A 22,818-nucleotide genomic window follows, 5' to 3' on the forward strand; every position below is an offset into this window, starting at 1 on the left:
GCTTCTCACAGGTCCTCCCCCGAGCGAAGCAGATTGCGGATGTACACCGCGGTGATCCCCAGCAGGATCGCGGTGGTGATGACCGACAGGGCCGCGCCCTGGCCGATCCGGAAGGACACGAACGCCGTCTTGTACGCGAAGATCCCGAGCGTGCTCGTCGCGTTGTCGGGACCGCCCGCGGAGACCAGCCAGATCTGGTTGAAGACGTTGAAGTCCCAGATCACCGACATGATCGTGACGAGCAGCAGGGTCGGCCGCAGGAACGGCAGTGTGACCGACCACCACACCCGCCACTCGCCCGCCCCGTCCAGCCGCGCGGCCTCCGGCAGCTCCAGGGGCAGCTGCGTGAGCGCCGCGTACAGGGTCAGCGCGATGAACGGCACCGCCTGCCAGACCACCAGCGACCAGATCGAGAGATACGCGAGAGAGGCGCTCTGTCCCCAGTCGGTATTGGTCATGTCGCCGAACACGTGCATCTGGGTCAGCAGCCAGTTGACGACCCCGTAGCCCGGCTGGAACAGCCACTTCCACACCAGGGAGGAAGCGACGTTCGGCATGGCCCAGGCGAAGATCAGCACGACCGTCACCGTCATGCGCATCGCGGTCCGCAGCCGGGTGAGCAGCTGGGCCACGCCGACGCCCATCGTGATGCTGCCCGCGACCATCGTTACGGTGAACAGCATGCTGCGCACCAGCGACTTCCAGAACTCCGGGTCGTCGAACATGTCGGCGTACTGCTTGGTGCCTACCATGCTGAACTCGCCTGTGAACAGGGTGCGTTGGTTGTAGTCCGTGAACGAGGTGAAGACTAGGAACAGGACCGGCGCCACGCTGAAGGCGGCCATCACCAGCCCGGCCGGTGAGAGCAGCCACACCACCGCCCACTGCCGTCGGCGTCCTTCCGGCCGCTTCCCCGGCTCCGCCTGACGGACCGCGCGAAGCGGCCTGGCGCCGGCCGGCGCTGTCACGGGTTCCGGATCCTTGGTGAGCAGGTCATGGGCGCAGGACGGGCGGGGGCGGCCCGCTCCGTCAGCCGGCCGCATTGAGCGCCTTGTCCACCGCGGCGTCGAAGCTCCGGGCCGCGTCCGCCGGGGACTTCTTGCCCGAAGCGACCCCGGAGAACAGCTGGTTGACCGACTTGTCGGCCTCCAGTGACGCCCACTTCGGGCTCGCCGGGGTGGCCCGGGAGTTCAGCGCGGCTTCGAAGAAGCCCTTCTTGAGCGGGCCGGCTTTGGCCAAGGCCTTCTCGTTCGCTTCGGCGCTGTTCGGATTCCAGCCGTCGTGCCCGCCGATCCAGGTGTCCTGGATGGCGGGGCTCGCGGCGGTCTTCATCCACTGGAGCGCCAGGTCCTGCTGCTCGCTCTTGGCCGCCACGCCCCATACGGCGCCGCCCAGCATCACCGGCTGGGCCCTGCCGGAGGTGCCGGGCAGCGCGAACGCCCCGAGATCGGCGTCGGTGAGCTCGGGGTTGGCCTTCTCGATCTGGGCGATCTGCCCGCTGGTCGCGGTGATGGCGCCCGCCTTGCCGTCGGCGAACACCTGGAGCTGGTCCGGGTTCTGCGGATCGGCGGTACGGGAGGCGGGCGCGGAGTACGCGTTCTGGAACTTCCTGAACACGGCGAGACCGGCCTGGGCCTTGGCGGAACCGATGCCGGCCGACCACTTGCCGCCCTGCTCGGTGGCTATCTCGCCACCCGCGTCCCAGATGAACTGCAGCCCGGTGGCCCAGTGCTGGCCGGGCAGGTAGAACGGCGAGAAGTCGGACGCCCTGTTGGCCGCCCGGACCTTCCCGAGCGCCGCGGTGAGCTCGGCGTAGGTCTTCGGCGCCTTCTTGACGCCGGCCTTCGCCCACATCGTCTTGTTGTAGATCACCGCGCGGGCGGCGGCGAAACCCGGCACGGCGTACAGCCTGCCGCCGACCGTGGAGGGCTCCTCCAGACCGGGAAGCCATTTCTGGCCCTGCCTGAGGTCCTTGGCGTACGGAGTCAGATCCAGCAGGCCGCCGCTGGAGGCGTAGCTCGCGACCTGGGTGTTACCGAGATCGAGAACGTCCGGCGGGCTGTCGGTGGCCAGCGCCGTCGTGAGCTTGGTGGCGATGCCGTCCCAGCTCTGGGTCTCGATCGTGACCCCGGCGCCGGTCTTCGCGGAGAACTCCTGCTTCATCGCCTTGAGCGACTCGGGGGAGTAGTCGTCCTGCATGATCCACACGGTGAGGGTCTTGCCCTCCCCCTTCGCGTCGGAGACCTTCTGCTCACCGCCGCCCGCGCCGCCCGTCCCGGAGCCGTTGCAGGCCGTCAGGGTGAGAGCGGAAGCCAGGCCGAGGGCGCCGGCCACGGCGAACCTTGAGTGTTTCATCGCAACTCCTGTGGTTATGAGGCGGTTTCAAGCAAGGAGAAGGGTGCGGACAGGGGGTGAGTCCGGGTCAGAGCACCCCGAGCTCACCGGCGAGTACCAGGCACGCGCCGCCGAGCAGGACCAGATCGTTGTCCCCGGCGAGGGAACGGATGTCGAGAGCGGCGTTGACCGGGCCGAGCGTGCGGGCCCGCACGACCTCCAGCGCGGCGTCGAGGAACTCCCCGTCGACCAGCTCGGGAGGGCCGGTCAGCACGATCTCGTTCAGGTTCAGGACACTGATGATCGGGGCGAGTACGGTGCCCAGCGCCCGGCCCGCCTCCGCCCGCAGGACCGGCCACCGCTCCTCTGGCGCCAGCTCAAGACGCCGCCTCAGGTGCCCCGCGTCGATGGACAGGTCGAGACAGCCGCGCCGCCCGCACATGCAGAGCTCGCCGCGCTCGTCCACGGTGACGTGACCGATCTCGCCCGCCGCGAACTGCTCCCCCTCGACCCGCTCGCCGCCGACGATCAGCCCGGCGCCGACGCCGTGCTCGATCGAGATCACCATGAGGTTCTGGGTCCGCGCGTCCCGGAAGTGCAGCACCCCGAGCGCCGCCAGGTTCACGTCGTTGCCGACGTACGCGGGGATGCCGAAGCGTTCGGCCAGCTCGGCCGCCAGTGGGAGACCCGTCCAGCCGAGGTGGGCGGCGAGCCGGATGACCCCGGTGTCGTCGATGATGCCCGGCGAGCCGACGCCGATCCCCAGCACCCGCCGGGGCGCCGCCTCGATCAGATCCGCGGTGAGCCGGAGCACCAGCTCGTGGGCGGCCGTGCCCAGGGCATCGTCGAGCGGCACATCCCGGCGCTCGACGGCCTCGCCCCGCAGATTGAGCACCGCGCCACTGAACCGGTCGCTGTGCGACAGGTCCAGGACCACGAGGTTCACCGCGTCGTCCTCGATGCGCACGAGACTCGCGGGTTTGCCGAGCCGGGCGCCGCCCTTCCGGGGGCCGATGTCGGTGACGAGCCCGTCCTCCTCAAGATCCGCGACGAGCGCGGAGATCGTCGGCGCGGTCAGCCCGGACGCCCGCGCGATCTCCGAACGGCTCTTGGGCCCCTCGTGGTACAGCGTCGCCAGCACCAGGGACCGGTTGTGCACCCGGCTGTCCAGCGTGCTCGCCTTCTGCCGCTCCGGGGGCCGGCGCGGGAGCGCGGGTACCTGGAGCAGGCTGCGCTGCGGACGGAGGGGCCCGGAGGGGGGAACGGCGGATTCGCCCATGGAGTGAGACTGCTTCCTAAGGCGGCTTTACTTAAGATGCTTTAGATAGTCAGTCGCATTTCTGCCACCGTCAAGGGGGTGGACGTGCGTTTTTCGGCCATGGCCGTGGCCGTCGTCATGCTGGAGCGGACCGTCAGGCGGCCCTGGCCGTACGGGCGATGGGATGCAGCGCGGCGTACTCCAGAGGTGCGGACGGGTCGATGGAGACGTCCAGGGGCGCGGGTTCGGCCCCCGCCCGGACCAGGAGGTCTCCGACCGAAGCGATCATCGCCCCGTTGTCGGTGCACAGCTTCGGCGGCGGGACCCGCAGTGTGATGCCGGCGGCGAGGCAGCGTTCCTCCGCGAGTGCCCGGACACGGGAGTTGGCGGCCACTCCGCCCACCACGACCAGGGTGTCCACGCCGTGCTCACGGCAGGCGGCGACCGCCTTGCGGGTCAGCACGTCGGCCACGGCCTCCTGGAGCGAGGCGGCCCCGTCCGCCAGCGGCGGTTCCTCGCCGCGCAGCCGGTGCCGCTCGGCCCAGCGGGCGGCGGAGGTCTTCAGCCCGGAGAACGAGAAGTCATGACGCGAGTCCCGCGGGCCGGACAGCGGGCGCGGGAACGCCACGGCGCGCGGATCGCCGTCCCGGGCGGCCCGGTCGATGGCCGGCCCGCCCGGGTAGGGCAGCCCGAACACCCGGGCCACCTTGTCGAAGCACTCGCCGGCCGCGTCGTCGATGGTGTCGCCCAGGTGTGTGATCGGGTCACGGGCCAGATCCCGTACGAGCAGCAGGGAGGTGTGGCCGCCGGAGACGATCAGCACCATGCAGGGGTCGGGCAGCGGCCCGTGCTCCAGGGTGTCGGCGGCCACGTGCCCGGCCAGATGGTGCACCCCGTACAGCGGCACCCCGAGTGAGAACGCCAGGGTCTTCGCCCCGGCGAGCCCCACCTGGAGCGCCCCCGACAGCCCGGGGCCGGTGGTGACCGCGACGGCGCCGATGTCCGCCATCCGCAGCTCCGCCCGGTCCAGGGCGTCCCGCACGACAGGTGTGAACGCGTGCAGGTGTGCCCGCGCCGCGATCTCCGGCACCACACCGCCGAACCGGGCGTGCTCGTCCATGCTCGACGCCACCGAGTGCGCGAGCAGACGCCCGTTCCGCACGAGACCCGCGCCGGTCTCGTCGCACGAGGACTCGATGCCGAGCACCACCGGGGACCCCATGGCGTACCCTTCTGCACTGAATAACTAATTGCAAGCTGTGTGCAATAAGGATACGCCGTAGCTCACCCGGGCCGGTCAGGCACCCCGGCGCAGGGCGACCGTGTCACCGGCGTTGAGCACCTTCGCGCGGGTCGCTCCGGCGAAGGCCGAACCGTCGATGCTGACCTTCCACGTGTTCGTCCCGCTGTTCGCCTTGCCGTTGAGGGACGTGATCGCGCCCGTTCCCGAGGAGGGCGTCACGCCGCCCACGCAGCCGGACGGGGTCGCGCCGGCCGTCGCCGCGTCCAGGAGAGCGCCGAGCGTCGCCGTGGTTCCCGTGGGGGTGAAGGCGACGGAGCACACCTTCAGGCCGCCCGAGCCGTCGTCCACGGTCAGGGCCAGTTTCGTGGGGGCACCCGAGGTGAAGGCGGACTCCGCCACCCACTGGGGCGCGCCGCTCGTGGCGGGGACCGGGGGAGCGGTGGTGAAGCCGCCGCCGGCGACGGCGCGCAGTCCGTCGATGGACGCGTACGCGGAGGGCGCGGTGTCACCGGGCAGGTACTTGAAGCCGCCGCCGGGGCTGAACTGCTGGCTGATGAGGAAGTCGACCGGGGTCTTGCCGGCGGAGGTGAGGAAGTCACCGGTCTGCGGGTTGACGCCGCAGGCGTTCAGGCCGGAGACCGCCCAGCTGTTGGAGTCGGTGTTGACGCCGAACATGGCGTTGAAGGCGCCGCTCGTGGGCACCAGCTTGCTCTTGAGGAACGCCTTGGCCTGCGTGATGTCCGTGTCGGTGTCCGGGACGCCGGAGACGCAGAGCGCGGCCATCGCGGCGCCGGTCATGTCGATGTCACTGGTGGCGGCGAGCGCCGCCGGATCGCCTTCGGCCTTGCTGTAGTTCCAGCCGCCGTCGTTGTGCTGGTTGGCGCGGATGCGGGTGACGAGCGAGTCGCGCAGGGCCTGGGGTATGCGCTGGGCACCGGCCCGGGTCCTGGCCCCGCCGAGGGCCAGGGTCGCGAAGACGGTGCCGTTGAAGTTGGCGGACGGGCCGAAGTAGCCGGGCTCGGCGTTCTGCCAGTAGCCGTAGATGTCACCGATCAGGTTGCGGGAGGAGGAGACCCGGGCGGGGTCGATACCGGCCGCATAGGCGTTGAGCGTGGCGCGTTCGTAGTCGGTGACCACAGGCTCCGCCGACGGCCAGCTCGCCGTGGCGAGCAGGGCGCGGTAGACCGTTCTTGCGTTCTTCGAGGCGTCGCCGCCGGGTGTGACGTCCACCGCAGCGGTTCCGGCGGAGGCCAGGGCGCTGAACGCCCACTCGTTGGACAGTCCGCCCGAGGCGTACGAACCGTCGGCTGCCTGAAGGGACTTGAGATACGCGACACCGTTCGTCTTCGAGGTGGCGATCTGGGCCGGAGTGGCGGTGGCCGCCGCCGGCAGGGCGCTCAGACACAGAGCCCCGAGGGAGACGGCTGCTGTGAACACAAGACGGGGTGAGACCGAAGGACGAGGCATGGCCTGCTCCTGGGATGAGGGGCGCGCCGGCCAGGCCCGCGTCCTGGTCCGAAGAGGGGCGGCAGCGGGAAGGGCCGCCGCCCGAACGCGTGGACCGGCTTCCTGTGATGCACCGCCGACATGGGCATTCGGGCTCGGAACGGCCCCCGCCGTCCCACACCGCTGCGCGTCAGCCCCGGACTCTCACCGGGTTCCCCCATGTGGCAGTCCAGGACGCTACCCCAGCCGGAGCCGTCCTGTCAGCAGCCCCCGAATCCGGTCCGGACGGCGCGGCCGCCTCTTGACGTTGCGTGCGGGGGCGTGCTCAAATCCGCCTGATAAGCACTGAGTTCCGGGGGAAGCCGGTCGAAATCCGGCGCTGACCCGCAACCGTAGGCCCGGCATCGCCGGGCGAGCCGGATTACCTGGGGCCTGATCTGCAGCGAGAAGCGCCGTCGCGGACTACGGCGTGGTCGACCAGCCCCGCCATGCGGTGAACCACGCGTGGTCGCGGTGGGCTCAGCCACGTTCGTGTCCCCACGGAGACAGAACGAGGGGGCCGCGGTGGGGACCGCACAGCGAACAGACCGGAAGCCGGGGACCAGAGCGTTCCTCTCCCTGGTGGCGGTGGCATTTCTCCTGCTTGCCATGTGCGTGACACTCGGCACGGGCACCCCGGCCGCGGCCGGTCCCGTCGACGCGTGCACGGCCGGCAAGGGCGCCGTCGTCGCTGTCGACTTCGGCCCCTTCGGCGGCAAGGTCGAGCGCGGCTGCGACACCACGCCGACCACCGGATACGAACTCCTCCACGAGGCGGGCTTCACCACCGAGGGCACGCAGCACGACGGCCCCGCCTTCATCTGCCGCATCGGACTCGGCTCCGGAACCCAGTACCCGACGACGGACCAGGAGTCCTGCGTCCTCACCCCGCCGGCCACCGCCTACTGGTCCTACTGGGTCGCCTCGCCGGGGCAGACCAAGTGGACGTACAGCCAGTACGGCGCCATGAGCCGCGACCTGAAGGACGGTGACGTCGACGCCTGGGTGTTCGGCGGGACCGACATCGGCGGCACGACCGGCAGGCCCACGTTCACCCCGGACGACGTGCGCGCAGGCGGGGGCGCCGAGACCCCGGACCCCGGCGGCAGCACTCCCACGGTTCCGGCCGGTGAGATCGACACCGCGGCCGCGGCGGCCTGGGCCAAGGGCGCGCTCAAGGACGGCGAACGCATCGTCGACGACGGCACCGACACCCCGGACTACTTGTTGACCACAGAGGCGGCCTACGCGCTTGCCGCCGCCGAGGGCACGAGCGGCACGCTCGACAAGGTCACGGCCTTCCTCGCCGCCCACACCGACGACTACGCCTACCCGTCGGGCGAGGACCAGGCACCCGACGCGGCAGCGGCCGCTCGGCTCGCCCTCCTCGCCGAGGCCACGGAGGGCGACCCGCACGCCTTCGGCGGCCACGACCTGATCGCGGACCTCATCGGCAGCGTCTGCGCCGCCGGCCCCGACTCCGTCACCTACACCCCCGGTTGCTCCGCGAAGGGCGACTTCCACAACGCCTCGTACGGCGAAGGACAGGCACTCGCGCTCCTCGCCGTGCTGCGCTCCGGTGCGACGCCCCCGACGGCGGCCGTCGAGCGTCTCACCCAGCTCCAGTGCGACGACGGCGGCGTCACCAGCATCCTGATCCGCCCCGGCGAATACTGCGACGGAGACCCCGCCACCACCGGCCTGGCGGTTCTGGCCCTGCGCGAGGCCGCAGGCCAGGACGCCGACGTGGCGAAGGCGCGTACGTATCTGAGGAAGGCCCAGCGCGAGGACGGGGCGTTCCCCGGCTACACGGGGTCCACGGCCGGCAGCGTCCAGGCCACCGCGTACGCGGCCCAGGCGCTGCGCGCCCTCGGCGACACCACCCGGGCCGACGCGGCTGTCTCCTGGCTCTCGCGTGAGCAGCTCGACGGTGGCGGCTTCGGGTTCGAGGAGGACGCCACGGATCCGGCGCTCTACCCGACCGGCCCGGCGGTCCTGGCCGGCGCGGACACCGACCTCACCCGCCTGACGACGAAGAAGCCGGACCCGACGGACCCGCCGACCACGGACCCGCCGGCCACTGAGCCCCCGACGACTCGTCCGCCCACCACGGACCCGGCCCTTCCGGCCGGTGAGGGCCCGGATATGAAGAAGGGCGTCGCCTACCTCACTCGTGCGGCAAACCTCAAGCAGGGCCAGTACTACGGAGACGGCACGGGCCGCGCGGACTTCGGGCTCACCATCGACGGTGCCTACGCCCTCGTGGCGACCGGCATGAACAACGGCAAGCTCCGCGGCATCGTCGACTTCCTCGACAAGGGCGGGAAGGACGGGGCCGGCCGGACCCTCCAGGACTGGACCGGGACGGGGACGAAGTACGCGCTCGGCGGTTCCATCGGCAAGGCCGCCCTGCTCGCCGAAGCGGTGGGCCGCGATCCTCGCTCCTTCGGCGGCAAGGACCTCATCGCCGCGCTCGACAAGGCGGTGTGCGCCGGGCCGAGCAAGGCCCCGGACCGCAGCTGCGCGGCCAAGGGCGCCTACACCTACGCCCCTTCGGTCTTCTCCCAGTCCCTGGCGGTCATGGCCCAGGTGCGCGCCGACGAGAAGCAGGCAGCCCAGGCGCCGGTCGCCTACCTGCGGAGCCTCCAGCACGGCAGCGGTGCCTGGCCCAGCCTGATCCCCGCCACGGGCGACTCCGACGTCGACTCCACCGCCATCGCCGCCATGGCCCTGGACCTGGCCGGTGGTGAGAAGGCGGACCAGGCCGTGGACAAGGCACTCGGCTGGATCGCGGGCGAGCAGCTTCCCGACGGCGGCTTCCCCGGCGCGGCCGGAAACTCCGTCAACTCGGCCGCCCTCGCCGTTCAGGGACTCTCGCTGGACGCGGATCGGTACGCCTCCGAGATCGCCAAGGCGCGTAAGTTCCTCGCGGGCCAGCAGAACACGGACGGCGGCTTCAACGTCGCCAGGGAAGGGCAGCGCGGATCGGACCTGCGCGCCTCCACCCAGGCGGTCGGCGGTGCCACCGGGATCTCGTTCGGCACGCTCGGGCGGAGCCTGGCCGGTACCTCGCCCCAGCCCACACCCAGCCCCGGCGCGTCCACCCCGTCGATCGTCACCACCGACGACTCGGCAGGCGGCACAGGCGGCACAGGCGGCATCGTCGACACCGACGGCGGCGGCTCCGGCGGGGGAGCGCTGGCCTCGACCGGTGTGCGGGCCGGTGTGCTCGCCGGGTTCGCGGCCCTGCTGGTGGGCGCCGGCCGGTGGATGGTCGTCGTGGCCCGTCGCCGGGCATCGGAGGCGGGACGGATATGAGCATCCCTGTATGGCGCCGAGCCGCTCGGACGGTCGCGGCCCTCCTCCTGCCGGCTGCGGCGCTCATGGCGAACGCGTCCCCGGCGGCGGCGGACCCGCAGCCCATGGGCCGCTGCACCACCACCTCCGGAGCCGTCCTGGCGGTCGACTTCAGCCACTGGGGCGGCCCCGTATACCGCTCCTGCGGCACCACGCCCACGACCGGGTACGAGCTGCTCAACCAGGGCGGCTGGCGTACCACCGGCACCGGTCACGACGGTCCCGCCTTCATCTGCCGGATCGGCTACAGCGGTCAACAAGGCGGCAGGCAGTATCCGACGCCCCAGCAGGACGACTGCGTGCTGACGCCACCGGCCTCCGCCTACTGGTCCTACTGGCACGCCGATCCGGGCGCGGACTCCTGGGAGTACAGCCAGCTCGGCGCCATGCTCTACAAGCCGAAGCCCGGCAGCGTCGACCTGTGGATCTTCGGCGGTACGAACATCGAGGGCACCGAGGGCCGGCCCACGCTCACCCCCGGACAGCTCCGCGCCCACAACACGAAGGCGCGGGGCAACGTCGGCGAGCCCGCCTCGACCGAACGCGCCCCGGCGCTCCCTCCGGGCACCGACACCGGACCGAAGGCGCCCGAGCCGAAGAAGCCGGCCCCACCGAGGCCGGCCCCCTCGCAGCCGGCCTCCGCCGAGGCGAAGCCGTCGAAGAGCCCGTCGCCCAGCGCGTCCAAGTCCGCGTCACCGAGCAGCCCTTCACCGGCCGTTTCGCCCAGTCCCGCCGGGAGCGCGCCGGGGGCCGGGACCAGGGTGGTCGACGCCGCCCCGGCCGCCGACGCGAAGGTCGACGCCGGGTCCCGTGTGCCGTTGCTCGTGGGCGGCTCGCTGGTCGTACTCATAGGCGGGGCGGCCGTGTTCGCGGCCAGGCGCCGCCGGCGTACGGAGTAGTCGAGTGGCGGGTGCCGCCCCCACAGCGACCACGCCCGTGTCCGGCCGGGCGCCGGACACGGGCGGCCGCCGGCTGCCCAGAACGCTCCATCCGGTCGCGTGGTGGATCTGGGCACTCGCGCTGGCCACCGCCGTCAGCCGCACCAACAACCCGCTGCTGCTGTTCCTCGTGCTCGCCGTCCTCGGATACGTCGTCACCACGCGCCGGACCGAGGCGGCCTGGGCCCGCGGATTCACGTACTACCTGTACCTCGCCCTCACCGTCGTCGCGATCCGCGTCCTGTTCCGGGCCGTCTTCGCCACCGGCATCACCCCGCACGACCACTTCCTCTTCTCCCTCCCGCACATCCCCACCCCCGACTGGTACGCGGGCATCCAGCTCGGCGGACCCGTCTCCCTCGAAGCGCTCCTGTCCGCCGCCACCGACGGACTGCGCCTCGCCTGCATGCTCTGCTGCGTCGGCGCCGCCAACACCCTCGCCAATCCCAAACGCGCCCTGCGGATCCTGCCCGGCGCCCTGCACGAACTCGGCGTCGCCGTCACCGTCGCCATCAGCGTCGCGCCCCAACTCGTGCAGAGCGTGCAACGAGTGGCCCGCGCCCGACGGCTGCGGGCCGGACGCGGCAGGGGGCTCAAGGCCCTGCGCGGCATCGTCGTCCCTGTCCTGGAGGACGCCCTCGAACGCTCCCTGCGCCTGGCCGCCGGAATGGACTCCCGGGGATACGGACGCGCCGGCACCGCCACCCGCCGCTCGCGGCGGGCCACCGGGGCGCTCATGCTCCTCGGGATGTGCGGCCTGTGCGCCGGGGCGTACGGCCTTCTCGACGCGACCACCCCCGCCTTCCTCGGGTTCCCGGCGATGGCGGCGGGGGCCGTGCTGTGCGTGGCGGGCCTGCGGCTGGGCGGACGGAGGGTCTCGCGCACCACCTACCGGCCCGACCCGTGGCTGCTGCCCGAATGGGCCGTCGCCGGAGCCGGTGTGCTCTCCGCCGTCCTTCTCTTCAGCGACATGGGCTACGACGCGGCCGAGCTCAACCCCTCCATCTACCCGATCAGCTGGCCGGCGCTGCCGCTGGTGCCCACCTGCGCGATCCTGCTCGCCGGGACCGCCGGGTTCCTCGCACCGCCGCCGGCCCCGCCCCACCCGATCGTCCCCCGACAGGGCACCGAGAAAGCCGAAGCCACGTGATCACCTTCGACCAGGTCACCGTCAGGTACGACGGGGCGGCCGAACCCGCCCTCCGCGAGGTCGACCTCGTCATCGAGGAGGGCGAACTCTGCCTCGTCGTCGGTCATACGGGTGTCGGCAAGTCGACCCTCCTGGGCGCCGTCAACGGGCTCGTACCCCACTTCACCGGCGGCACCCTGTACGGCCGCGTCACGGTCGACGGCCGGGACACCGCGAGCCACCCGCCACGGGAACTCGCGGACGTGGTGGGCGTGGTCGGGCAGGACCCGCTCGACGGATTCGTCACCGACACCGTCGAGGAGGAACTCGCCTACGCCATGGAACAATTGGCGATCGCGCCGCCGGTCATGCGTAAACGGGTCGAGGAGACCCTCGACCTGCTGGGCCTGGCGGACCTCCGCCACCGCGCGCTCCACGAGCTCTCCGGCGGACAGCAGCAGCGGGTCGCCATCGGATCGGTCCTCACCGCCCATCCCCGCGTCCTCGTCCTCGACGAACCCACCTCCGCCCTGGACCCGACGGCGGCGGAGGAGGTCCTCGCCGCCGTCACCCGGCTCGTCCACGACCTCGGGGTCACCGTCCTCATGGCCGAGCACCGCCTCGAACGCGTCGTGCAGTACGCCGACCGCGTCGTGCACCTGCCCGGTGACGGGCGCGTCGTTCACGGCACCCCCGCCGGCATCCTCCGTACGTCCTCCATCGCCCCGCCGATCGTGCAACTCGCCCGCACCGCCGGCTGGCACCCGCTGCCGCTGTCCGTCCGCGACGCGCGCCGTGCCGCCGTCCTGCTCAGGACCGAGCTGGCCGACGCCACGCCCGCCCCGGTGCGCCCGGCTCCCGCAGCCGACGCCCCGCGCCTGCTGACCGGCCGCGGAATCACCGTCAGCTATCACGGTGTCGCCGCCGTCCGCGAGGTCGACCTGGGCCTGCGGAGCGGTGAGATCACCGCGCTGATGGGGCGCAACGGCTCCGGAAAGTCCTCCCTGCTGTGGGCGTTGCAAGGGTCCGGTCCGCGAAGGGCCGGCACGGTCCGCGTCACGGGAGGCGGCTCGGCGCACGATCCGCACGCGCTGCCCGCGGCCCACGCGCGCCGCCTGGTCGGCCTCGTCCCGCAGACACCCGCCGACCTGCTCTATCTGGAGAGCGTCAAGCAGGAACTCGCCCAGGCGGACAGCGAGTCGGCGGACGGGGACACGAACCCGGGTGCGCGGGAGATACTCGACCGGCTGGCGCCGGGCATCGCGGACGCGACCCACCCACGCGACCTGTCCGAAGGGCAGAAACTGGCTCTCGTCCTCGCGATCCAGCTCGCCGCGACACCTCGGGTGCTGCTCCTCGACGAACCGACGCGCGGGCTGGACTACCGGGCGAAGGCGGAGCTGACCCGGATCGTCGCCGCACTCGCGGCGGAGGGCCGTGCGGTCGTCATCTCCACCCACGACGTGGAGTTCGTGGCCCGGACCGCCGACCGGGTCGTGGTGATGGCCGAGGGCGACATCGTCGCGGACGGCCCCACTCCCGAAGTCATCGTCGCCTCACCGGTGTTCGCACCGCAGACCGCGAAAATCCTGGCACCGCTGCCGTTCCTCACCGTCGACCAGGTGACCTCGGCACTCGCTTCGCCCCGCCCCGCGCCCCGCGACGGCGAGGACCCCGCATGAGCACGACCGCCTCGACGGCCATCCGGCTCACCACCCGTGTCTCACTGGTCATCGCGCTGGCAGCGTTCCTCGGCGTGGTGGCCTTCTTCTGGCCCTTCGTCGTCGCACCCGGAGAGTTCGGCTCGAACTACGCCCCGCCCCTGATCTTCGGCGTCCTGCTCGTCCTCGTGCTCTGCGTGGTGCTCTCCGAGATCGCCGAGGGCGGCATCAGCTCCAAGGCCCTGGCCATGCTCGGCGTCCTCTCCGCCGTCAACGCGGCGCTGCGCCCGCTGGGCGCCGGAACCGCCGGGATCGAGACGGTCTTCTTCGTCCTGGTCCTGGCCGGACGCGTCTACGGACCGGGCTTCGGCTTCACCCTCGGCTGCACCTCGCTCTTCACCTCCGCCCTGATCACGGGCGGTGTCGGGCCGTGGATGCCGTACCAGATGTTCGGCTGCGCCTTCGTGGGCATGCTCGCCGGCCTGCTGCCCCGGGCCACCGGCCGCCGCGAGGTCCTGATGCTCGCCGCCTACGGTTCGGTCTCCGGCTACCTCTTCGGCTTCCTGCTCAACCTCTCCTTCTGGCCCTTCTCCCTCGACCCGAACAGCTCCCTCGCCTATCTGCCAGGCCTGCCCTTCACCGAGCAGTGGCACCGCTACCTCGCCTTCGACCTTGCCACCTCCCTCGGCTGGGACACCGGCCGGGCCGTCACCAACTTCGTCTGCGTCACGCTGGCCGGCCCGGCGGTACTCACCACGTTCCGCCGGGCCGCCCGACGCGCCCGCTTCCAGGCCCCGGTCCGCTTCACACCCGCCGGACCGGCCGACCCGGACGCCCGCCCCTAACCTCCGGCCGCCGCCCCGGGTCCTGCGCGATCAGGAGGCGGGCAGCTCGCCGCGGACGGTGCGGGCCGCGGCGACCAGGTTCTCCAGGGACGTCCTGGTCTCGGGCCAGCCGCGGGTCTTCAGGCCGCAGTCCGGATTGACCCACAGGCGCTCGGCGGGGATGGCCTCCAGCCCCTTGCGGAGCAGGGCGGCGGCCTCGTCGGCACCGGGTACACGCGGTGAGTGGATGTCGTACACGCCGGGACCGGCCTCGCGCGGGTATCCGTGCGCGGCGAGTTCGCGGGCGACCTGCATGTGCGAGCGGGCGGCCTCCAGGCTGATGACGTCGGCGTCCAGGTCGTCGATGGCCTGGACGATGTCACCGAACTCCGCGTAGCACATGTGGGTGTGGATCTGGGTGTCCGGCCGTACCCCGCTGGTGGTCAGGCGGAACGACTCGGTGGCCCATTCCAGGTACCCGGCGTGGTCCGCCGCCCGCAGGGGGAGTGTCTCGCGCAGGGCGGGCTCGTCGACCTGGATCACCGAAGTGCCCCCCGCCTCCAGGTCGTCGACCTCGTCGCGCAGCGCGAGCGCGACCTGGCGCGCGGTGTCACCGAGCGGCTGGTCGTCGCGGACGAAGGACCAGGCCAGCATGGTCACCGGGCCGGTGAGCATGCCCTTGACCGGGCGCCCGGTGAGCGACTGGGCATACGAGGTCCAGCGCACCGTCATCGGCTCCGGGCGGGAGATGTCGCCCGCGAGCACCGGCGGCCGGACGTAACGCGTGCCGTAGGACTGGACCCAGCCGTGCTGGGTGGCGAGGTAACCGGTGAGCTGCTCGGCGAAGTACTGCACCATGTCGTTGCGTTCGGGCTCGCCGTGCACCAGGACGTCGATGCCGGTCTTCTCCTGGAAGGCGATGACCTCACCGATCTCGGCCCTGATCCGCTCCTCGTAGCCCGCCGTGTCGATCCGTCCCGCGCGCAGGTCGGCGCGGACGGTACGCAGTTCGCTCGTCTGCGGGAACGAGCCGATGGTGGTCGTCGGCAGCAGCGGCAGCCCGAGGTGGGCCCGCTGGGCGGCGGCGCGTTCGGTGTACGGCTGGGAGCGGCGGCCGTCGGCGTCCGTGACGGCCGCGGTCCTGGCCCGGACGGCGGGGTCGTGGGTGATCGGGGAGTCGGCGCGGGACGCGAGGTCGGCGCGGTTGGCGGCGATCTCGGCGGTGATCGCGCCGGTGCCCAGGGTCAGTCCCTTCGCGAGCGTGACGATCTCGGCGGTCTTCTGCTCCGCGAAGGCGAGCCAGCGCAGGATCCGCGGGTCGATGTCCCGCTCCGGCGCGGTGTCGAGCGGGACGTGCAGCAGGGAGCAGGACGCCGCCACGTCCACCCGGTCCGCGAGGCCGAGGAGGGTGGCGAGGGTGGCTAGGGACTTCTCGTAGTCGTTGATCCAGATGTTGCGGCCGTTGACGACACCCGCGACGAGGCGCTTGCCGGGAAGCCCGCCGGCGGCGGCGAGGTCTTCTAGGTTGGCTGCGGCGGCATCGGTGAAGTCCAGTGCCAGACCCTCTACCGGGGCCTTCGCCAGGACGGGGAGTGCCTCACCGAGCCGCCCGAAGTAGGAGGCGACGAGCAGCCTGGGCCGGTCGGTGAGGCCGCCGAGGTCGCGGTAGGCGCGGGCGGCGGCGTTCAGCTCGGCCGGGCTGCGGTCCTGGACCAGGGCGGGTTCGTCGATCTGCACCCACTCCGCGCCGGCGGCACGCAGATCTGCGAGGACCTCCGCGTACACCGGCAGCAGCCGGCCCAGCAGGGTGAGCGGCTCGAAGCCGGCGGCCACCCCGGGGGCGGGCTTGGCCAGCAGCAGGTAGCTGACCGGGCCGACGAGCACCGGCCGGGCGGTGTGCCCGAGCGCGACGGCCTCCCTGAGCTCGGTGACCTGCTTGGTGGAGTCGGCGGTGAAGACGGTGTCAGGACCGAGCTCGGGGACGAGGTAGTGGTAGTTGGTGTCGAACCACTTGGTCATCTCCAGCGGTGCCACGTCCTGGGTGCCGCGAGCCATCGCGAAGTACCCGTCGAGCGCGTCGGCGGCGACGGCCGCACGGTGCCGCTGGGGGACCGCGCCGACCATGACGCTGGTGTCCAGGACGTGGTCGTAGTACGAGAAATCGCCGGTCGGGACCTCATGGACGCCGACGTCCGCCAGCTGCTTCCAGTTGGACCGGCGCAGTTCTGCCGCCGTCTCCCGGAGGGCACCGGCGCTGACGCGGCCCTTCCAGTACCCCTCGACGGCCTTCTTCAGTTCCCGGTTCCGGCCCTGTCGGGGGTAGCCGTACACGGTGGCTCGTGCTGCCGCGGCTGCGGGCTTGGGTGTCACGGAAATCTCCTTCGCGAGATGACTCCTGAACATCCCGGAGACGGGACACGGACGCGAAGGGATGACGGACCGGACGGATATCGCACACGCCTCGGCGCGGATTCTCCGTCTGACACGCACGCCGACCCGCCCACGAGGTCACCGGGATATCCGCATCCGAGGGTTCGGGTGCGGGCAACGGGCAGGTCTTCGGACTCGTGGGCGCGTCTGCCGGAGCAGACTCCTACTGGCCGTCGCTTCCCGGATCCGAACGGATCCAGTGCGTATGACGGCGGTCGTTCCCACTTACCGCTGCGGGGCAGTCCCGGAATCACACCGGGTTCCCTCTTGCGACGCGCCTGCCTGGCGGACAGGGCGAACCAGCTGCACCGGTCAGCCTAGGGGGTGGACCGCCTCCGTGGCACCGCTGTTCACATTCCGGGATCCGGAAGGGGCGGACGGCGGTGCTCCCGGGCCTCCTGGTCCTCGCGCTGGTCCGTTGGCTCTGCCGTGGTCAGGCAGGATGCGGTATCGCTGGGCCATTGGTACATAGAGATGGGGTCGAGTTGAACCATTAGCTCCCCAGGTGTTGAGATAGTGGAGTCAATGGCGCTGCGGGTCCCTCTGGGATCTCTGTGGCGCCTTTCTCATGTCTGCGCTGGTGTCATGCGCGAAAGGGGCGAGGCGACTTGCTGAAGAGGGCGTTCGTCGCACACGATCCCGGACGGATCCGGCTGCGGTTCGCATCCCGGGCCGTGCTCGGCATCGGGCTCGCCGTCACGCTGTGCGGGGCGGCGGGGCACTCGCTGGTGGCGGCCATCACGGGGGGCCTGGCCGCGCTGCTCGCCCTCTTCACGGTGACCGACCCGACGGTGCGCGGACAGGCCACGACGACCGCGCTGCTCCCCGTCGTCGGCCTCCCGGTGCTCACGCTCGCCGCCGTGCTGCACGACGTGCCCGTCGCCCGCGACCTGGCTTTCCTCGCCGTCGTCGGCGCGGGGGTGTACGCGCGGCGGTGGGGGCCGCGCGGGCACTCGCTGGGCGTATTCGCCTTCATGGCCTACTTCTCCGCCCAGTTCCTGCACACCGTGCCCGGCCAGCTGCCCGAGTTGTACGCCGCGGTGCTGCTGTCGCTCCTCGCGTCGTCCTTGGTCCGGTTCGGGGCGTGGTGCTACGAGCGCCGGATCGCGGCGCCGGTGACGGTCGGCCTTCCCCCGGGAGCGGCGGGGCTGCGGCGGATCACGACGCGGCAGGCCGTACAGGCGACCCTGGGCGCGGGATTCGCGCTCGCGGTGGGGCAGCTGCTTTCCGACCAGCGCTGGTACTGGGCGGTCGGCGCCACCTGGTGGGTGTTCGTGGCCACGACCTCGCGCGGCGAGACGGTCGTGCGCGGGTTCAGACGGTTCCTGGGGACCTTGCTCGGCATCGGGCTGGGCTTCGCCGTGGCCGTGCCGCTGCACCACGAGCCGGTCGCGGCCGCCGCTGTCGTGGCGGTGGGCGTGTTCGGGATCTTCTACACCGCCGCCGTCTCCTACACCTGGATGATGCTGGCCGTCACCGTGATGGCGAGCATGCTGTACGGGCTGCTCGGCGTGCTCGACGCGGGACTTCTCGTACTCCGGGTCACCGAGACGGGGGCCGGTGCGCTCGGTGCCGTACTCGCGGTGCTGTTCGTGCTGCCGGTGACCACGCACTCGGTGACCGAGGCCTGGGTGGAGCGGGCGCTGCGGTGCGTGCACACCTGTACGGCGGAGGCCGCTGCCCGGCTCGCGGGAAGCGAGGACGCCGACCCGCCCCGGCACGTTGCCGAGCTGGAGGCGATCCTCGGCCGGGTACGGCTGTCGCTGGCGCCGCTGGTGCATCCGCTCAACCCGGTGAGGGCCCGCAAGGCGCGGGCGCGTCAGGTCCTCGCACTGCTCGACGACTGCGCGCGCGAGGTGCGCGGACTGGCCTCCGTCGCCGCCGATCCGGAGGCCTCGCACGACGCCCGGCTCGCCGCCGCCTGCTGGCGCGTCGAGAGCGCGGTGGAAGCGCTGACGGCTCCCGAGCGGCCGGCCCGTACCCCGCTCGCCGCGGGAAGTCCGGCGCACGCCGCGGAGACGGAACCCGCCCTCGCCCACCTGCACGGCCTGGAGCGGGCGCTGGTCGAACTGGCCGCGCCGCTGCACAGCCCGCCGAGGGCCCCGCTCGCCGCCGCCTGATACCCGCACCCTTTGGTCCAGACCACCTGCCGCACTGCTACCGTCGCCGCGGAAGATCGCGACGGTCCCCACTGTCGCGATCAGTCGGCGGAGAGAGGCAGTGCGGTGGACAGCAGCAACGGTGCCGGACGGGCATTCATCGGGTCCTTCACCTCGGCGGGCGGGCGGGGCATCACCGTCGCCGCCGTCGACCAGGAGACCGGGGCGCTCACCGTCCTCGGCGCGACGGATTCCGTGCCCAACCCCTCCTACCTGGTACTGGGCCGGGGCGGGGGCCCCGACGGTGCGGTCCTGTACGCGGTCAGCGAGACCGAGCCGGGAGCGGCCGCGGCGCTCGACGTCACCCAGGACACGCCCCGGCCGATCGGCGCCCTCCAGCCGGTGGACGGGGATGCCCCCACCCACCTCGCCCTCGCGGGCGGCCGGCTGCTGACCGCCAACTACGGCTCCGGCAGCGTCACCGTGCTGCCCGTGGGCGCGGACGGTTCACTGGGCGCCCCCGACAGCGTGCTCCAGCACGAGGGAAGCGGTCCGGACGCCACCCGGCAGGAGGGCCCGCATGCCCACCAGGTGCTCCCCGACCCCTCGGGGAACTGGGTGCTCAGCGTCGACCTCGGCACCGATTCGGTACGGATCCGCGCGCTCGACGCGGAGACCGGCGCGCCGCGCCCGCACGGCGAGACGGCGCTGCGGCCGGGTACCGGACCGCGCCATCTCGCCTTCCACCCCGACGGTGCGCACGCCTATGTGCTGAACGAGCTCGAACCCACGGTCACCGTGTGCCGGTGGGACGCCGCAGCCGGAGTCCTCGAAGCGGTCGACGAGACGTCCCTGCTGCCCGTGGAGGCCACCGGGGACGGCGCCGCGGCGAGCTACGCGTCCGAGGTCGTCGTCTCGCACGACGGCCGGTTCCTCTGGGCGGCCAACCGCGGACACGACAGCATCTCGGTGATCGCTCTCGACGCCACCGGAGAGAAGGCGTCCCTGGTCACCACGGTGGGCTGCGGTGGCCACTGGCCGCGCGACCTGGCGCTCGACCCCGCCGGGCGACGGCTGTACGCGGCCAATGAGCGGTCCGGGAACGTCGCCTGGTTCGCCGTGGACCCGGAGACCGGTATCCCGGTCCAGGAGGGCTCCCTGGAGGCTCCTGCGGCCTCCTGTGTGATCTTCGCCTGACAGGCGCGGGCGTGTGGTGGTGGTAGCCGGCTCACCACCACACGCCCGTCAGGAAGCGGAACGCACCCCGGAACTGATCAGAGGGCCTGTGCGCCCTGCGCCACCGGGGCGGCGATGCCGAGTGCCGTGGTGTACATCGACATCACCAGCTTGCCGATCGCCGGGTAGGCGCCGAGCGGCTCGGCCGCCGCGCAGCCCGCGTCCTTGACGGCGGAGTCCAGCAGCCCTTCGGCCACCTCGGGGCCCACCAGGTACGGCGCGACCGCCAGCTGGAGCGAGCCGGAGTCCTTCAGCTGCGCGGCGATCGACGAGACGGAACCCTCGACGTCGAGCGCGGCGGCCATCACGGGAACCGCCAGCCGCGCGGCCAGCAGCATGCCGGTGATCCCGGCCGCCTGCACGGCCTCCTCACCGCCCACCGTCGCCAGTACGATCCCGTCGGCGGCCGTGGCCACAGTGAACAGCCTCGCCCGGTCGGCGCGGGCGAGACCGGCCTCGGAGAGGCGCACGTGCAGCGCCTCGGCGAGCAGCGGGTGCGGGCCGAGCACATCGGTCAGCTCGGCCGGTGCCTGGCTGTCCCTGATCGCTTGGCGTATCCGCTGCACAAGGGCGCTGTCCGGTCCCGCGAGCAGCGGCACCACGACGGCGGCCGGCCCCTCGGGCGGAGCGACCTCGCGGCCGGCGGCCGCGGCCTGCTCGAAGCGTGCGGTCCGCTCGGCGGCGCAGTGGGCGAGGGCGGAGACAAGGGACGGGTACTCGGCATCGTCGCCGTCGAGGTAGCCGATCACGGCGTTCAGACCGGGCAGCTCGGAGCGGGCAATGCTGATCACCTCTTCGGCCAGACTGCGGCTGGCCGAAGAGGGGGTACCGGGAACGGCGAGAACGAGCGCGGCAGCGCCCTCAGGTGCGACCACGGGCTCCGGGCGGCGGTGCCGTCCGGACTGGCGAGGTCGCGGCATTCGTACAGGCAGGCCGGAAGCGGGCCCAGTGGGGGTGCTCATGGCGCCGCATGCTACTGGTTTTGGGTACCCCATTGCGCGGGGAGGGTCCGGTCGAGCGTTGTCTGTCCGCATTTATCCGTTGGGCGGCTTACCGGTCAACTGCCCTGCTCTGTCACCCCTGCGGTGGACTGTTGGTCCACTCCGGACAACGGGATGCTGAGCAGTGTCGGATGACGCGGCAGGAGCAGACCGCCGGTGGCCAGGGCCCGCGCGATGCGCAGGGAGCCGACCAGGGGATCACCCGAACCGGGGACCGCCCGCGCGTGCGGCAGCAGCCGGGCCAGCTCCTCGCGCAGCGGTACGAGCAACGGCTCGCCCATCCGGAACAGGCCGCCCGTCAGCGCCACTTCGTATCCCTCGTCGCCTGCTTCCGCCGTCGGGCAGACGGCGGCGGCGGCCTCCGCGATATGTCCGGCGGCGTCGCGGAGAATGCCCTCGGCCACCGGATCGTGCGCGGCGCACCCGGCCACCTCCGGAGCGAACGAGGCCAGCACCGCGGGCCGGTCGGTACGCGGATAGAGCAGGGCGGGAAGTCCGGGCGCCGGGCCGAACACCGCCTCCAGCCGGCCGAGCAGCGCCCGGGATCCGCCGCGCCGCCCGTCGTGGGCGCGCATCGCCGCGTCGAGACCGGCCCGGCCGATCCAGGCACCGCCGCCGCTGTCGCCCAGCAGATGACCCCAGCCGTCGGCCCGCCGCCACCGCGTCAGATCCGTGCCCAGGGCGATCAGACCGGTGCCGGCCGCGACCACGGCGCCGGGACGCTGTCCGACCGCGCCGGCGTACGCGGTCACGGCGTCGGCGGCGAGCGCCAGCCGGCGCACCCCGAGCGCGTCCGCCAGGGCGGCGGGCAGTTCGGCCCGCAGCCGGTCCCCGAGGGTGCCCATACCGGCCGCGCCGATCGCCGCGGCCGCGATGCGGCTGCCGCCGCCGTGCCGTGCGAGCAGTTCCCGGACGGCGGGCAGCAGTTGTTCCAGCAGGTGGGCGGCGTCGATGCCGGAGGGCCCGGTCCGCACCGGTTCGGCGGATGCCGCTGTGCCCAGCGGGGCGTCCGGGCCCACGGTGCCCAGCGCCACCCGCAGGCCGGAGCCGCCCGAGTCCACGCCGAGGACGTACTCCCCGACGGGGTCCGGCAGTCCGGGGCCGCCGGGCGCGCTCGTCACGGCAGTCGCCAGTCCACCGGGGCGGCGCCCTGGCGTTCCAGCAGCTCATTGGTCCGGCTGAACGGGCGCGAACCGAAGAACCCGCGGTCCGCCGACATGGGGGAGGGGTGCGAGGACTCGATCGCCGGGAAATCACCCAGCGAGGGGCGCAGATTGCGGGCGTCGCGCCCCCACAGGACCGACACCAGCGGGGTGCCGCGCGCGACCAGCGCCGAGATCGCCTGCTGGGTCACCTCCTCCCAGCCCTTCCCGCGATGCGCGGCGGGCCGGCGGGGCGCCGTGGTCAGCGCCCTGTTGAGCAGCAGGACGCCCTGCTCGGCCCACGGCGTCAGATCACCGTTCGAGGGGCGCGGAAGCCCCAGGTCCGAGTGGAGCTCCCGGAAGATGTTCTCCAGGCTGCCGGGCACCGGCTGGACGTCGGGTGCGACGGAGAAGCTCAGCCCCACCGCGTGCCCCGGTGTCGGGTAGGGGTCCTGACCGACGATCAGGACCCGTACCTGATCGAAGGGTTGCTGGAACGCCCGCAGGACGTTCGCGCCCGAGGGGAGATAGGTGCGCCCCGCGGCGATCTCGCCGCGCAGGAATTCGCCCATCGCCGCGACGCGTTCGGCCACGGGCTCAAGGGCCCGCGCCCAGCCGGGCTCGATGATTTCGTTCAGAGGTCGTGCTGCCACGGGCGGCACTCTACTGCTGATACGACGG

16 protein-coding genes and 3 riboswitches are annotated in these 22,818 nt (G+C 72.3%); of the genes, 7 read left to right on the forward strand and 9 right to left on the reverse strand.

The annotated features are described in order from the left end of the window. Nucleotides 1-5: 5 nt before the first annotated feature. The 5 genes from RLT59_RS35680 to RLT59_RS35700 all read right to left on the reverse strand — a co-directional run bounded on the left by RLT59_RS35680 (nucleotide 6) and on the right by RLT59_RS35700 (nucleotide 6,302). Nucleotides 6-968, reverse strand: coding sequence for a carbohydrate ABC transporter permease (locus tag RLT59_RS35680; protein WP_311307216.1), 963 nt, complete (start codon nucleotides 966-968; stop codon nucleotides 6-8). Nucleotides 969-1,029: 61 nt separating this feature from the next. Further along, on the reverse strand, nucleotides 1,030-2,355 hold the full coding sequence (locus tag RLT59_RS35685) for an extracellular solute-binding protein (protein ID WP_311307217.1): 1,326 nt from the start codon (nucleotides 2,353-2,355) through the stop codon (nucleotides 1,030-1,032). A gap of 67 nt (nucleotides 2,356-2,422) precedes the next feature. Further along, on the reverse strand, nucleotides 2,423-3,613 hold the full coding sequence (locus tag RLT59_RS35690) for an ROK family transcriptional regulator (protein WP_311307218.1): 1,191 nt from the start codon (nucleotides 3,611-3,613) through the stop codon (nucleotides 2,423-2,425). Between the two features lie 133 nt (nucleotides 3,614-3,746). Next, on the reverse strand, nucleotides 3,747-4,814 hold the full coding sequence (gene tsaD / locus RLT59_RS35695) for a tRNA (adenosine(37)-N6)-threonylcarbamoyltransferase complex transferase subunit TsaD (protein ID WP_311307219.1): 1,068 nt from the start codon (nucleotides 4,812-4,814) through the stop codon (nucleotides 3,747-3,749). Between the two features lie 75 nt (nucleotides 4,815-4,889). Next, nucleotides 4,890-6,302 carry a prenyltransferase/squalene oxidase repeat-containing protein gene (locus RLT59_RS35700; protein ID WP_311307220.1) on the reverse strand — a complete coding sequence of 471 codons (1,413 nt, stop codon included), beginning with the start codon at nucleotides 6,300-6,302 and terminating at the stop codon, nucleotides 4,890-4,892. A gap of 122 nt (nucleotides 6,303-6,424) precedes the next feature. Then, nucleotides 6,425-6,499: riboswitch (cobalamin riboswitch) on the reverse strand. An 84-nt stretch (nucleotides 6,500-6,583) separates the two neighbouring features. Continuing rightward, nucleotides 6,584-6,729, forward strand: a riboswitch (cobalamin riboswitch). A gap of 200 nt (nucleotides 6,730-6,929) precedes the next feature. On the opposite strand from RLT59_RS35700, the gene RLT59_RS35705 reads away from it, so the two are divergent. Genes RLT59_RS35705 through RLT59_RS35725 form a run of 5 tightly spaced genes read left to right on the forward strand, consistent with a single transcriptional unit; the run spans nucleotide 6,930 to nucleotide 14,250 of the window. Continuing rightward, entirely contained in the window at nucleotides 6,930-9,638 is a 2,709-nt protein-coding gene (locus RLT59_RS35705) for a prenyltransferase/squalene oxidase repeat-containing protein (protein WP_311307221.1), read from the forward strand. Continuing rightward, nucleotides 9,635-10,576: a hypothetical protein gene (locus tag RLT59_RS35710; protein ID WP_311307222.1), complete on the forward strand. Its 942-nt coding sequence runs from the start codon at nucleotides 9,635-9,637 to the stop codon at nucleotides 10,574-10,576. Before RLT59_RS35705 ends, RLT59_RS35710 begins: the two co-directional genes overlap by 4 nt. A 4-nt stretch (nucleotides 10,577-10,580) precedes the next feature. Then, nucleotides 10,581-11,765 carry an energy-coupling factor transporter transmembrane component T gene (locus RLT59_RS35715; RefSeq protein ID WP_311307223.1) on the forward strand — a complete coding sequence of 395 codons (1,185 nt, stop codon included), beginning with the start codon at nucleotides 10,581-10,583 and terminating at the stop codon, nucleotides 11,763-11,765. Continuing rightward, nucleotides 11,762-13,426 carry an ABC transporter ATP-binding protein gene (locus RLT59_RS35720; RefSeq protein WP_311307224.1) on the forward strand — a complete coding sequence of 555 codons (1,665 nt, stop codon included), beginning with the start codon at nucleotides 11,762-11,764 and terminating at the stop codon, nucleotides 13,424-13,426. Before RLT59_RS35715 ends, RLT59_RS35720 begins: the two co-directional genes overlap by 4 nt. Next, entirely contained in the window at nucleotides 13,423-14,250 is an 828-nt protein-coding gene (locus tag RLT59_RS35725) for an ECF transporter S component family protein (RefSeq protein ID WP_311307225.1), read from the forward strand. The genes RLT59_RS35720 and RLT59_RS35725 overlap by 4 nt, the downstream gene beginning before the upstream one ends. Nucleotides 14,251-14,280: 30 nt before the next feature. Here the strand turns inward: RLT59_RS35725 and metE are convergent, their stop codons facing one another. After that, nucleotides 14,281-16,599 (reverse strand): 5-methyltetrahydropteroyltriglutamate--homocysteine S-methyltransferase, encoded by a 2,319-nt coding sequence (gene metE, locus RLT59_RS35730; RefSeq protein WP_311307226.1) that lies wholly within the window; start codon nucleotides 16,597-16,599, stop codon nucleotides 14,281-14,283. Between the two features lie 162 nt (nucleotides 16,600-16,761). Further along, nucleotides 16,762-16,978, reverse strand: a riboswitch (cobalamin riboswitch). Nucleotides 16,979-17,267: 289 nt separating this feature from the next. Between metE and RLT59_RS35735 the strand changes: the two genes are divergently transcribed. Continuing rightward, the gene (locus tag RLT59_RS35735; protein ID WP_311307227.1) at nucleotides 17,268-18,779 is read left to right on the forward strand and encodes an FUSC family protein; all 1,512 of its coding nucleotides are present in this window, start codon (nucleotides 17,268-17,270) and stop codon (nucleotides 18,777-18,779) included. 105 nt (nucleotides 18,780-18,884) lie between these two features. Continuing rightward, entirely contained in the window at nucleotides 18,885-19,955 is a 1,071-nt protein-coding gene (locus RLT59_RS35740; RefSeq protein ID WP_311307228.1) for a lactonase family protein, read from the forward strand. A 77-nt stretch (nucleotides 19,956-20,032) separates the two neighbouring features. On the opposite strand, the gene RLT59_RS35745 is transcribed toward RLT59_RS35740, so the two are convergent. The 3 genes from RLT59_RS35745 to RLT59_RS35755 all read right to left on the reverse strand — a co-directional run bounded on the left by RLT59_RS35745 (nucleotide 20,033) and on the right by RLT59_RS35755 (nucleotide 22,790). Then, nucleotides 20,033-20,956 carry a sirohydrochlorin chelatase gene (locus tag RLT59_RS35745; protein ID WP_311307229.1) on the reverse strand — a complete coding sequence of 308 codons (924 nt, stop codon included), beginning with the start codon at nucleotides 20,954-20,956 and terminating at the stop codon, nucleotides 20,033-20,035. Nucleotides 20,957-21,051: 95 nt separating this feature from the next. Further along, complete coding sequence (locus RLT59_RS35750; RefSeq protein ID WP_311307230.1) at nucleotides 21,052-22,116, reverse strand: N-acetylglucosamine kinase; 1,065 nt, start codon at nucleotides 22,114-22,116, stop codon at nucleotides 21,052-21,054. Beyond that, entirely contained in the window at nucleotides 22,113-22,790 is a 678-nt protein-coding gene (locus tag RLT59_RS35755; RefSeq protein WP_311307231.1) for a uracil-DNA glycosylase, read from the reverse strand. Before RLT59_RS35755 ends, RLT59_RS35750 begins: the two co-directional genes overlap by 4 nt. Nucleotides 22,791-22,818: the final 28 nt, after the last annotated feature.

This window comes from Streptomyces sp. ITFR-6 (genome assembly GCF_031844725.1).
GTDB lineage: Bacteria > Actinomycetota > Actinomycetes > Streptomycetales > Streptomycetaceae > Streptomyces.